Below are 12,741 nucleotides of genomic sequence, written 5' to 3'. Positions count from 1 at the left end.
ATCAATAATTTATTTTACGGTCGCGGGCGTTATTATACCATTCACCGGCGATATAGTTTTTATCTATAACAACAACTCGCTCATATAGGGCCACGGAAGGACATACGTGAAAAGGCAAGCCATAAAACACATCGCCAACTTTATAACATTGATTTTCAGTTGCTTGTAATACTAAGTGTTCCTCACTATGACTTATCGGTTTTAGTTCGGGAGCATTTAAAAACACCACACGCTTACTCAACTCACTTTCAGATGCTACCGATTTATGGCCGAGGTCTGTACAAGTCACCCCATCCGCAGGCAGCGAAACAATGCGGCTTACCAGTAAAGCTGCCGGTAAAAAAGGCTGCTCTTCAAACAGTGCTTCGTAATTTGCATCCCAGTAAATAAATGTTCCGGGACTGCACTCCACATCATTCCATAAAGCATGTATCGGGAAGGTCGGTGTTCCGCCAGCTATCACCTTCGGCGAATAGCCTTTAGCTTTTAATTGCTGCAACAATTCCCTTACGGGATCAAAGGCTTCGGCACAACGGGCTTTCCTGACTTCTATATCGGCATCGTGTATATGGCCGTCGTAAGCGTGCAGGCCGATCAGGTTAAGCCCTGCAAACTGGTCAACTTCGGCATATAATTGCAATGCCTCATCGCCGGGTATTATCCCGGTGCGATTCATCCCCACATTTAAATCAATGTAAACAGGAATGGTGATGCTGTTCTCAGCGGCAGCGGCAGCGAAGGCTTTTGCCGTATCAATATTATCAACCAAACATGAATACCGGGTATCGGAATAGTTTTTTACGAGGTTGATAAACCGCTGTAGTTTTGGCCCGGTGGGCTGATAGGCCAGCAGCACATCAGGCGCCTTGCAAATTCCGCCTAATTCGGCTTCTGCGATGGTGGCACATTTAAACTTGCTAATGCCCGCCGCCATATTCAGTTTGAGTACCTCCCCGTTCTTGTGCGATTTGATGTGCGGCCGTAACCGGCTTACGTCATCAATCATATCCGTGAGCAAGGCAAGGTTATGCTTAACCCGTTCTGGGTAGATCACCAATGCCGGGGTATCCAGCTTATCTATATCGGCTATCTCAAACCAGTTTTGTGCAGCAGCCATAGCGATAATTATACTAACTCAAAAAGGGCTTCAATTTCTACAGGGATATTATCGGGCAGTGAACCAAAGCCTACGGCGCTGCGCACGCCAATGCCATTCTCCGGTCCCCATACCTGTGCGAAAAGCTCGCTACAACCATTGATGATGTAAGGATGTTTTTCAAACTCGGGCACGCAATTCACCATACCCAATACTTTTATCACCCGTTTTACATTATCTAAACTGCCCAGGTTTGTTTTAATGGTTGATAGGATGGCCAAACCAACCTGACGAGCGGCAAGTTTGCCATCTTCCATATTAATGGTTTCGCCAATGCGGCCAATGATCAGCGTTTTATCATCCTGCACCGTGCCATGGCCCGATACATACAGGTATTTACCATCAATTAAATAAGGTTTGTAAACACCCAATGGCGCAGGCGCGGGCGGCAGGTTAAGGCCCAGTGCTTTAAAGTTTTCTTCAGGAGTACTCATTGTAATTTGTTTTATCATTTATGCAGATGCCCCACCTGTATATTACAGAAAAGGCGGTATGAAAGCGTTTGTTTTCGTGCTGCCATACAAATGCAATATGAGTATTATTATGGTGAGTAGCAACCCGTAAGTAAACTGCAAAAGCCACAGTAAGGTAATTATCAGCACGGTATAGCTAAAAGCGTTACATTTTTTTAAACATATATTATTATAAAATTTACATTTGTGGTTCGCCGGTGATGTAAGCGCCGGTTTAATTCAAAAATTGATCGCGATGTACGATATTTGCTGTGTAGGACATATCACCTTAGATAAAGTAGTTACCACCCAAGCCGTTAAACACATGGCCGGGGGCACGTCCTTTTATTTTTCGAACGCTATACGCAATATGGGCGTAAACTACATGCTGATAACCGCGCTGGCCGAAACCGAAATGCGTTTTGTTGACGACCTGCGGGCCAAAGGTATAAAGGTTGATGCCTTGCCAAGTACGCACACCGTAAATTTTGAAAACATTTACTCCGAAAACCAGGACCACCGCACTCAGCGCGTGGCGCAAAAGGCAGATCCTTTTACCCCCGAACAGTTGACCGGAACCGAAGCGAAAGTATTTCACTTAGGCCCTTTACTGGCAGATGATATGGATTTAACGCTGATCAGATCATTAGCCGGCAGGGCGAAGGTGAGCTTAGATGTACAAGGTTATTTGCGTGAGGTACGCGACCAACAGGTACATGCCATTGACTGGCCTGTTAAAAAGGAGGCATTGCAATATATCCACACCCTTAAAGCCAACGAACACGAAACCGAAGTGCTTACCGGCAGCAAGAACATCCACGAAGGTGCTAAAATACTGGCGGGTTGGGGCGTTAAAGAAGTCGTGATCACCTTGGGGAGTATGGGCTCGGTAATTTATGCTGATAACGTGTTTTACACCATTCCAGCATTTAAGCCTACTGCCGTTATTGATGCTACAGGATGCGGCGATACCTATATGGCCGGCTATTTATACCAGCGCACAAAGGGTGCCGATATACAACAGGCCGGTGAATTTGCTGCGGCCATGGCCAGTATAAAGATCGCGGCATCGGGCCCGTTTGTAGGCACCGAAGATGAGGTGATTGATTTTATGCAGGTAAAGCAGCCTATCAGCGAATAACTTAATTGCTATCAGAAGGTTTTGCAGGAGCTTTCTCTCTCGGGCCGCGTTTGTAAATGATCAGTCCGTTCAAAAAATTGCGTAATATCTGGTCGCCACAAGGTTTAAAGTTAGGGTGGTCGTCATTACGGAATATCGCGCCGATCTCGGTTTTGGTAATGCGGAAATTTACCAGTTCCAGCACCTTTATAATATCATCATCAGTAAACTTTAAAGCTACCCGCAGCTTCTTCATTATATCGTTATTGCTCATTTCTGTTTACGCTTGTGCATCAAAGGTAAGTAAAAAGGCTTATCTGCATAATTCTGTATATGATGAGCCCTAAAACGTGACAAGGTCAGCATTTATTTTGGCGCGATAAATTAAGCCACCACAGGTTGTGCCCGCTTTTTAATCTGGATGCCTTGCGACTGTTCAAAATTAACTACCCAATCGCACATCGAGCGTAAAATGGGTAGCAACGCCAGTCCCTGTTCGGTTAGTGAATATTCTACACGTGGGGGCAGTTCAATAAAAGATTCGCGCAGTACCAGGCCGTCTTCTTCCAGTTCTTTCAATTGCTCGGTAAGTACTTTGCGGGTAATGAGTGGTATGTTGGTATCCAGCTGACCAAAACGCAGCCTGCCGGTATTAATGCTGAAAATAATGATGGGTTTCCATTTGGTACCTAAAGTGGCCATGGTACGGGTCATGGGGCAATCCGCCCCCGAAAGTTTGCTCTCTCTCATAACATATATTGGTTATAATAAGGCTCCCTCTCTCTAAATCCATTGGTATAATTAAGAAACTATCAACGGTAACCTTATGATACAAATATAATGATATGAAATATATTCTATCTGTTTAGTGGGCAAAAAGCTTAAATAAAACGCTATTTAAAGGTTATTATGAACCTTGCACCCGCGTTTAGTTTACTTTCTACCGTTATTTCGCCGCCAAGGCTGGTAATATGGTGATACACGAGGTACAATCCTATACCCTTGCTATCTCCATTATTGCCAAACTTTTGGTTAAAACCGAAGAGACGGTCCTTCACCTTTATCATATCGAAACCGAGTCCGTTATCGGCCACTATCAGTTTGGTTTTACCGTTCTCCCTCTCGGTGTAAATATTTATCTGCGGACCAACCTCGGGCCGGGCATATTTTATGGCGTTAGATATGAGGTTTAAAAAAACGCTTTCGAGATAAGCCCTGTTGAACAGCACTGTTTCGGCAGCCGAAAAATCGGTATTGATGGTTACCTTGGAGCTGAACAGTAACGAGTTTAACGATCGCAGTACAATACCCAGGGAATCGTTTACATTCAGTTCTTCGGTGATGATGTTTTGCGTGCTCTTTTGTATCAGCACATCAACATAATTATTAAGCGTGGTTTTAAGACTTTCGGCCGCCGATTTTAATACGTCTATAAACATCAGTGTATCGTCGTCCTTTATTTTAGATAGATCCATCAAATCGAACCCCAGCAGCAGGTTGCTTACGGGCGTACGCAAATCGTGCGATGTCATGTAGGCCAAATGCTTCAAATCGTTATTGGTTTGCGCGAGGTCGTTGATCAATTGGTCGCGTTCCTCTTCAAGCTTCTTTTTATGGGTGATGTTCTTCGCTATCGCGAAAACCACCTGCTGATCTGCAACGGGCATCGATGTCCACGATAGCCAGACTATCTCGCCGCTTTTGGTCACATAGCGGTTCTCGAAGTTGAGCAACGGGGTATCGTTCAGCAGCGATTCGCGGTTGCGTGCCGTAACATCTTTATCGCCGGTAAAAATAAACTCGTGGATAGGGCGTGCCAGCAATTCCTCCGGGGTATACCCCAGTAATTTTGAAACCGCAGGGTTGATCTTTTTAAAATAGCCATCGTATCCGGCAATGCACAGCAGATCAGCAGACAGTTCAAAAAAAAGATCCAGGTTGTACGGCTTATCGGCGTTCGGGCTACTCACGTAAATTGAATTAACAAGTTAATAGTAAAAGGTTTAGCTACTTGCAGCCATGGCTAAATTAATTATTTTTTAGGGGTATAGCAATATACATAAAATGCAACAAGCTATTGTTACGTTTTCAATATTATCAACGTATATAAAAAAGGGTATGGCATACTTTTTTGCGGATGCCACCCGTTTAAACCTGCGCAATTTGCTTTACCGATTTAATAAGCCATACTGAACCAAATTACATTTGCTGCTATCAGCTATTTATTATTACTTTTAAATATAAATTATGAGAACAAACAAACTTTTATCGATAACGAAATACGCTGTTATTGGCGCTTTCGTGTTAGGCCTGGCATCCTGTGCCAAGGAGAATAAACCCAACCCCGATTTTACGGTTGGGCCAAATATTAATTTCTTCGCTTTAACTGAGGATAATAGACTATCCTTAATTAATGCGCAAACCGGGCCGGTTGATGGGCAATTGGCTATTACCGGACTGCAAACCGGTGAAAAAATATTAAGTATTGATTTCAGGCCGGCTACCGGCCAGCTTTATGGCTTAGGCAGCACCAGCCGTATTTACATTATTAATTTTAATACAGGTGTGGCAAGGGCTATTAACAGCACGCCTTTTACACCTGCACTTAGCGGCACCCTGGCAAATTTGGATTTTAACCCGGTGGTTGATCGTATCCGCGTAGTAACCAATACAGGGCAAAACCTGCGTATAAATCCCGAAACAGGAGAAGTAGCCAGTGTTGACCCGAGTATAGCCGCGACTAATAAAATAGCTTCCATCGCATACAGTGATAACAAAGCGGGAGTAGTAGCTTCCATATTATATGATATTGATGCCGCTACTGATAAGCTATACCGTCAGGAACCCGCTAATAGCGGCACATTGGTTGCAGTAGGCGATTTGGGTGTTGATGCTGAAGAAGGCGGCGGCTTTGATGTTGGCCCTGATGGCACCGCGCTTGCGGCGATAAATATTGCAGGCAAATCAACCCTTGTTACTATTAATGGCAATACCGGAAAAACTACCAAAATAGGCAGCTTTAGTACAAAACTGGCAGATATAGCTATCCCGACAGATCCGGTTAGCTATGTAATTGGCCCTGATAACCAGTTTGTTATTTATAACCCTAATACAGGCTCAACAACTACCTTCGCGGTAGCTGGCCTGCAGCCCGGCGAAAATATATTAGGCATTGATATGCGCCCGTTAAACGGACAAATTTACGCGCTGGGCAGCACCAGCCGTTTATATACGCTTAATGCGGCATCGGGCGCGGCTACTGCTGTTAATGGCGGCATTGCGTTGTCTACCCCATTATCAGGTACAAGTTTCGGGTTTGATTTTAACCCGACGGTTGATATGATACGCGTGGTGAGCAATACCGGGCAAAATCTGCGTATAAACCCAACAACGGCCGACCTTACCTCGGTTGACGCGGCATTAAACCCCGGCATACCCTCTATAGTATCAATAGCTTACCATAACAATTATGCGGGCGCGTTAAACTCTACCTTGTACGATATTGACAGCCAAACCGATATGCTGTACAAGCAAGATCCGCCGAATGACGGTAAGCTTGTGCCTGTAGGTCAGTTAAATATTGACATTACTGCCACCGGCGGCTTTGATATAGGTGGTACCAGTAATTTAGCCTATGGCATATTTACCACATCAGATGGTAAAACAAAATTTTATAATGTAAACCTATCCACCGGTGCTACAACCGCCGGTCGTGATTTTCCGCTCAATAACATCCGCGGATTTACAGTGGGTTTAGGTTTTTAAACATTACCTTACTATTAAACACGAAACCCGCTTTATCATGATAGAGCGGGCTTCGTGTTTAAAAAGTGTTAGTTTATTTATAGTGGTAAACTGTCATTCACATTAATGATGCCCCGCCGTAGCCGCGTCAAAAACACGGCAGAAGTTGCCGCCGCCAACCTTGCCAATTTCATCAGCATTAAAGCCCGTTTTCAGCATCGCATCAATAACGGCGTAATAAAACCCTGATTTTTGATCTTGCCAAACCTGATTGGTTCGCTCCCCTACCCGGCCACGATTCTCACCGTCGCCCGGTCCATCCGGTGGCCTATTCCCTTGTGGTGCATCTTTACGATCACGCGGTTCAGCACCCGGAGGTGGCCCCTGCCCGCCCGGTTTAGGGCCGAAGCCACCGGCAGGCCTGTATGCAGGCGTTAATTTAGTATCGGTGCCGATGCAAACATGGTCTATCCCGGCAACATCTACCAGTGCTCTTATATTTTGGGCATACGCTAATGGCGTGTCGGCAAGGTGTGTCCATACCCCGATCACGCCGCCGGTATCTGCTACTATTTTAGCTTGCTCTTTACTGATAAGCCTGGGCCGCATCATGCGGGCCATATTGGCGTTTTGGCCCAGTTGCGTATCGAGGCCGGTGTGTGAAATGATCACCGGATGGCTCGCCAGCTTAAGCGCGGCAGCTACTGTTTCCGTATTGGCGTGCGACAGATCGACAAGAATTCCCAAACGGTTACACTCCTTAATTACCTCGGCACCAAAAGGGGTTAATCCGCCAAAACGTGCAGGGTTTGTAAATACATCACCTAATGGTACTGATGCATCATTATCATGCAGCAGCGTTAAGTGTCGTAGCCCACGGGCGTAAGCTTCCGTGAGGCGTTCCAGGCGGCCGTCTAAAAAGTGCCCGCCTTCTACTGATTGAATTACGGTTGGTTTATGCCTTTTATGTGCCGCGCGGAGGTCGGCCAAATTAAGGGCGCGTTTTATATCGTTGCGGGCAAGTTGCTTGTCCATGGAATCCAGTCCGTTTTTGAACCGCTCATAGGCATCTCCGGGGTTTTGCAGTTTCTGATAGTCAACAGCGAATGTCATGCAGATGGCCGACAGTCCCGATCGCTTCATCTCACCTGCCAGGTCAATATCCGGCCCCGGAACGTCAGCGGTAGTAAGGGGTACATCAATGTGGTTATGGGTATCAATGCCGATGGTATCGGCTACTATTTTGGCCACGTGGGGATCTATATCGTCAATAGCCCAGGCTGTAAAAGGGTTCGCCAGGATTGCGGTGCCTGTCCCTGCAACAGATAAAGCAGCAAGAAACTCTCGTCGCGACCATGTGGAATGATTTTTCATAGTGATTAATAGTTAATGCCCGTGTACAGTTTGCTGTACCAAGGGTTACTCAGTGTTTAAAGGTAACAACCAGGGCATCAAATCTTTCGCATAATCGTCATATGGTGCGAATGTATCGACGAATGAGGATATCCTAAGGAGGCAAAACTATTTTTCTTCTCAGATTATTTTACCGGGTCAAAAAAAATCCCGCTTAATACCGCATTGTCGCCGCGCACGAGGTTGATCCTGAATTTGGCTGATTTGTTATAGGAATAAGTGAGGTAAGCACCGCCCGAAGAATCTTCAACAATTTTTACCGGTGCTACCAGGTTTGATGTTTCCGCGTCAAACATTTCAACCGCTATCTTTCGGCCTTTACGGTCCCAATCTAAAAAATAGAGCGATACTTTATAATCGTGCGTGCCTTTTATGGTAATGGTGGAGGTAAAGGTATATCCCACCTGGTCGCCATCCATGGCGTATAAACAGGCTGCGGTTCGGTCGCCGGAGTTCGCCGTGTTTGATGATAGCGCCCTGCTATCAGTTGTGTTTGCCGCCCATACAACGTTATTGGGTTGGCCGTTGCCCTTAATCTTGTAATAATCAACAGCGGTAACATAAGCAGGTAAGTTTTTTTTGTCGGTCCCGTTGCCATTATAATTGCATAAAACATAGCCATCTTTTCCGTAGATCTTGCCCCAATTGCCGCCCGTAAGGGAATCTGCTCCGATGTATTTAGCGGCATAGGATTCGCGTGGTTCAACATATTTGGGCGTAGAGCCGCTATATTCAACAACTACCGAATATTTGCCGGGCTGCACACCTGTAAGATAAACAAATTGCTCATCGGTATTTGCACCGCTAATGCCTGTAACTGAATGATAAACGCCATTCCATACCGGTTTGCCATTTACCTTTATGCTCCTAATGTTTTTTTCAACCCTGGGCATCCCGATGCGGCCAATTGTACCGGGTGGTATTGTAAACTCACATAGCCCGGTTGTGACATTAAAACCCGCGCTTATGCTGCCATGTGGTGTTGGTGTTGTTCCGGATACGTTAGTAAGTGAGCGACCAAGGTGCGGTAGTATTTCAAATGTGGCAAAGCCGGGCGAAGTCGGTTTTATGCCGAGTACCTCTTCGCTTAGCCATTTGGTAACACCGGCGCCCCATGGGTGGCATAAACTGGTGAACCCGCATTGATTATTAGGCACCGCGCCGTTAATGCCGGTAACGGTGTTCCATGATGGGCGGTAGTCTTCAAAAAAAGTAGTGCCGCCATATTTTATCTGCCCGCCCCAAAGGTCGCGGATGGAACTTAGGGCATCGTCGTATTTATTCAACAAGGCAAATGCCTGTATTACAAAATACTGGTTAAAGGGAGAATACGAAACACGGTTTACCCTATCGGTAAAGCTTTTTTCATAAATGGCCTTTTTCTCGCCGTTATTCAATAAGCCGGTAGTAACGGCATCTGTGCCGGCATGCAGGCCAAAATTGCGGTACCAGGCCGCGTCCTTTTTCAGTGCGTTCATCTTTTCTGTCGCATAGTCGCGGTATTTGTCCTGAAGGTCCTTGCGGCCATAAATGCCCATCGCTGCTGAAAACTCATTCCATACCCGTATGGAGAGCATTTTGTAAGCGTTTTGCGGTTCGGCGATATTGGGGTGTTCAAAGCCTGCGCCGAGGCGTTCGTCCCAGCCATAATATTCAAGGTTAGGATTGGTGCCGTAAACCTTGTAAGCGTCATCCAGTTTATTGCAGGCATTGTCTATATAGGTCTTCAACGTCTCGGTATCGCCGGTATATTTATAATAGTCTATAAGGCTCAAAACCCAATAAAGCGCGTAGCTGCGGATGCCGTTACTTTGCGTAGACGTATAAGCTATATTTTGCTTTACAAAATCATAGTTACCGAATGCTACCATGGAAGCTGCCTGCGCGGGATGCGCGTCTCCGGTCCACGAAAACCTATCGCCCCGGTTCATGAGTATCGCGCCTAAATAATCTTTAAGCAGGTTCAACTTCACCGTATAAGCCCCGGTATACCAAATGCGCGTAAGCATGGTATCGCTGCACGAAAAGCTTCCGTTGTAATTGGTTGGTTTTATCTGGCAAACTAAACGTACGCCCGTAATATGCCAGGTTTTAGAGAACGATCGTACATGTATCCACCCAAAACGAACACCTTCATATAGTTCGGGGTTGAGCTCAAGGCGGTAGGTGTTTCCGTATTTTTTTGGTGATAAGGTTTTTACCGGGTAACTGGATGCATTAACAGGTGGTTCGTTAAATTCACTTATGCTCATTTCTACTTTGCCGTTCAGGTCGGGACTGTCAAATTCGAGCCAGGCGGCATTTTCCTGTCCAAAATCAAAGCGGATACTGCCTTCACCATTCACCGCGATAGTTTTGTCTTTTTTGTAACCGGCCATGTTGAAACTTTGCGCGTTTGAAACCGACCACCTAAGGGGCTGAAGGATATAACTTTCCAACCCATCGTTTGCCTTTGGGTTGGCCCAGGTGTAACCGATGGTAGGATCGGGTGACAGCTTGTTGACAATGCCGTTTTTACTCGCGGAGATCGGCGGATAACCGTTGAATTGCGCGTGAGTAGAGTTGCTGTACCCTGTTAAACATGCAAAAAAAACGATAACAAAATAAACTTTCGGGCAGGCAAAGGCACGTGTAAAATAAACCATAAAGAAGGAATTTGAACCGGTTATTATAATATAGGTTATAATACTAAGTTACCCCGTGCAATTTAAACTACCCTTGTAGTAAAACGGCTATTATTTGCACTTTTTGATAAAAAAGAAACATCTTGCCAGTGTGCTCCCCGTACAGGATTAAGTTAGATAACAAGTGTTTATTTCGCTGATAATCAGAGAATGGTTTAGGGTTGACTTTTATGTAAGTGGTCGGCTTAATTATTACCGTTACGGTGTTTTCTGTAAATATACTTTTATCTACTTTTAAGTGCCCGCAAAACAGGGGCGATACTGATGGACAGGTTAAGAAAACATATTGAAGAGATCACCCCCGTAAACGATGAAGAGTTTGAGCATATTAAAGCCTTCTTCACGTTAAAGCGGGTTAAAAAGCATCAGTATTTAGTTCAGGAGGGCGATCAGGCCACTCATGAGTACCTCATCTTATCGGGCATGTTTAGGATGTTTTACCTGGATAGCGAGGGCAAGGAATATATTGTACAATTTGCCGGTGAAAACTGGTGGATGGCCGACTACCAGGCTTACTTTAATCAAAAACAGGCTACTTTACATATAGTATGTATGGAAGATGCCGAGGTATTGTGCACAACGCTTCACGGCCGGGAAACCCTTTCTTCCGATCTGCATAAAATGGAACACCTTTTTAGGGTTAAACTCACCAAGGGTTATGTAGCCCAGCAGCGCAGGATCATTTCATTATTATCGAGCACGCCCCAGCAACGTTACGAGGAGTTTGGCCAGTTGTATCCGCGTATGATGCAAAAGATCCCCAAAAAGTATATCGCCGAATATCTTGGCGTTAGCCGCGAAACGTTGAGCAGGCTCTACTCGCGGTAAGCCGGTAATCATTCTTATACCTTCTTTTGCTGCATATTTCTTTCTTAAAAGAGCAGCCTTAAATGCTTTTGCCCTGTAAATACTATGGCCGGCTCCCGGCAATTTATATCTCCAAATTTTTAGCGATAAACAATCAGTGTGATTTCGGTCACACTTTTTCTGTGACTTGCCTCCTTGTATCGGGGGTAGTAAACAATGCAAATTTGTAATGTAAATCAAGCAATTAAACAGTATTTATTAACAATCATATTAAAGCTTAAAACCATGAAAAAGAAAATTTTAATTATCGTTTCAAACGCTAATGTTATTGGCCCGCACAACAGAAGAACAGGTAACTTTTTACCCGAAGTAGCTCACCCCTACTATGAGTTTGAAAAAGCCGATTATCAAATAGATTTCGCCAGCTTAACCGGCGATACCCCTTATTTAGACGCGCTTAACCTGGCAGATGACCCGGCCAACCTGAAATTTTTAACAGGTAACGGATGGGCAGATATGCAGAAAGCCGTAAAATTAGATACTGTAGATGTAAGCGCTTATGATGCTATATTTATACCCGGCGGACTTGCGCCTATGGTAGATATGCCCGAAGCGCCGCTGCTTAAACAGGTGATCAAAGAAACTTACGAACGCGGTGCCGTTGTAAGCGCTGTTTGTCATGGTCCGGTATCGTTGCTTAATGTAAAGCTGAGCGATGGCACTTACCTGGTGAATGGTAAAAATATAGCTTCTTTTACTACCGAAGAGGAAGATAATTACGCCAGGGCCGATGTGCCTTTCGACCTGCAAACCGCCTTGGCCGCGCAAGGTGCTATATACCACGTTGCCGCGCCATGGTCTGATAATAGCATTCAGGATGGTAACCTGGTAACAGGCCAAAACCCCGCCTCTGCTAAAGGCGTAGGCGAAAAGGTAGTAGCGCTGTTAGCTGCTGCTAACGCCTAAGTGATTTAAGTATCGCTTAAATAACATCATATTGAACACCATATGCACTGCATAAAAATTATAAAAAGATGAACAAACAACCCATTCATGTATTTGCCAAATGGCAGGTTAAAGAAGGCCATTTAAATACCGTATTAAACTTAATCCCCGAGGTAGTCGCGAAGAGCACTTCAGAAGAAGGCAACCTCTTCTACAAAATACATCAGGACAATTCAAATGAAAACATATTGGTATTATTTGAAGGATATGTAGATGAAGCCGCGGTAGAGCGACACCGTAACTCGGAACATTTTCAAACCATAGTTATCGGTAAAATTGTTCCGCTGCTTGAGGCACGTGAGGTGATTTTAACTACGCCGCTATTGTTTTAATTATTGAAGATGGCTGGTAATTAGAAAG

At 45.0% G+C, this 12,741-nt stretch carries 12 protein-coding genes; 5 read left to right on the top strand and 7 right to left on the bottom strand.

The genetic code is table 11. The features are described from left to right. Window position 1: 1 nt before the first annotated feature. Together AC07NA_RS12170 and AC07NA_RS12165 are read right to left on the bottom strand one after the other, a co-directional pair. On the bottom strand, window positions 2-1,117 hold the full coding sequence (locus tag AC07NA_RS12170; RefSeq protein WP_494897835.1) for a D-TA family PLP-dependent enzyme: 1,116 nt from the start codon (window positions 1,115-1,117) through the stop codon (window positions 2-4). A gap of 8 nt (window positions 1,118-1,125) precedes the next feature. Beyond that, the gene (locus tag AC07NA_RS12165) at window positions 1,126-1,590 is read right to left on the bottom strand and encodes a RidA family protein (RefSeq protein ID WP_345213787.1); all 465 of its coding nucleotides are present in this window, start codon (window positions 1,588-1,590) and stop codon (window positions 1,126-1,128) included. A 274-nt stretch (window positions 1,591-1,864) separates the two neighbouring features. Between AC07NA_RS12165 and AC07NA_RS12160 the strand changes: the two genes are divergently transcribed. Continuing rightward, window positions 1,865-2,749: a PfkB family carbohydrate kinase gene (locus AC07NA_RS12160; RefSeq protein ID WP_494897834.1), complete on the top strand. Its 885-nt coding sequence runs from the start codon at window positions 1,865-1,867 to the stop codon at window positions 2,747-2,749. 1 nt (window position 2,750) lies between these two features. Here the strand turns inward: AC07NA_RS12160 and AC07NA_RS12155 are convergent, their stop codons facing one another. The 3 genes from AC07NA_RS12155 to AC07NA_RS12145 form a co-directional block, all read right to left on the bottom strand. Continuing rightward, entirely contained in the window at window positions 2,751-3,002 is a 252-nt protein-coding gene (locus AC07NA_RS12155; protein ID WP_345213429.1) for a DUF1456 family protein, read from the bottom strand. A gap of 110 nt (window positions 3,003-3,112) precedes the next feature. After that, window positions 3,113-3,478 carry a winged helix-turn-helix transcriptional regulator gene (locus AC07NA_RS12150; protein WP_494897833.1) on the bottom strand — a complete coding sequence of 122 codons (366 nt, stop codon included), beginning with the start codon at window positions 3,476-3,478 and terminating at the stop codon, window positions 3,113-3,115. A 143-nt stretch (window positions 3,479-3,621) separates the two neighbouring features. Further along, window positions 3,622-4,698 carry a PAS domain-containing sensor histidine kinase gene (locus AC07NA_RS12145; RefSeq protein ID WP_494897831.1) on the bottom strand — a complete coding sequence of 359 codons (1,077 nt, stop codon included), beginning with the start codon at window positions 4,696-4,698 and terminating at the stop codon, window positions 3,622-3,624. Between the two features lie 277 nt (window positions 4,699-4,975). On the opposite strand from AC07NA_RS12145, the gene AC07NA_RS12140 reads away from it, so the two are divergent. Next, window positions 4,976-6,493: a DUF4394 domain-containing protein gene (locus AC07NA_RS12140; RefSeq protein ID WP_494897830.1), complete on the top strand. Its 1,518-nt coding sequence runs from the start codon at window positions 4,976-4,978 to the stop codon at window positions 6,491-6,493. 102 nt (window positions 6,494-6,595) lie between these two features. Here AC07NA_RS12140 and AC07NA_RS12135 read toward each other — a convergent pair whose 3' ends face one another. Next, window positions 6,596-7,846, bottom strand: a complete 1,251-nt coding sequence (locus AC07NA_RS12135; protein ID WP_494897828.1) for a dipeptidase — start codon at window positions 7,844-7,846, stop codon at window positions 6,596-6,598. Between the two features lie 164 nt (window positions 7,847-8,010). After that, a complete protein-coding gene (locus AC07NA_RS12130; protein WP_494897826.1) occupies window positions 8,011-10,530 on the bottom strand; it encodes an alpha-L-rhamnosidase C-terminal domain-containing protein in 2,520 nt (839 codons plus the stop codon). Window positions 10,531-10,833: 303 nt separating this feature from the next. Here AC07NA_RS12130 and AC07NA_RS12125 point away from each other — a divergent pair, with 303 nt between their 5' ends. The 3 genes from AC07NA_RS12125 to AC07NA_RS12115 all read left to right on the top strand — a co-directional run bounded on the left by AC07NA_RS12125 (window position 10,834) and on the right by AC07NA_RS12115 (window position 12,713). After that, window positions 10,834-11,397: a Crp/Fnr family transcriptional regulator gene (locus AC07NA_RS12125; protein WP_494897825.1), complete on the top strand. Its 564-nt coding sequence runs from the start codon at window positions 10,834-10,836 to the stop codon at window positions 11,395-11,397. A gap of 264 nt (window positions 11,398-11,661) precedes the next feature. After that, window positions 11,662-12,342 carry a type 1 glutamine amidotransferase domain-containing protein gene (locus tag AC07NA_RS12120; RefSeq protein WP_494897823.1) on the top strand — a complete coding sequence of 227 codons (681 nt, stop codon included), beginning with the start codon at window positions 11,662-11,664 and terminating at the stop codon, window positions 12,340-12,342. Between the two features lie 68 nt (window positions 12,343-12,410). Next, complete coding sequence (locus AC07NA_RS12115) at window positions 12,411-12,713, top strand: putative quinol monooxygenase (protein ID WP_494897821.1); 303 nt, start codon at window positions 12,411-12,413, stop codon at window positions 12,711-12,713. The last annotated feature ends 28 nt before the right edge of the window (window positions 12,714-12,741 follow it).

This window comes from Mucilaginibacter sp. GW821-FHT07G05, assembly GCF_059418565.1.
This window is presented reverse-complemented; position numbering and strand designations above follow the sequence as displayed.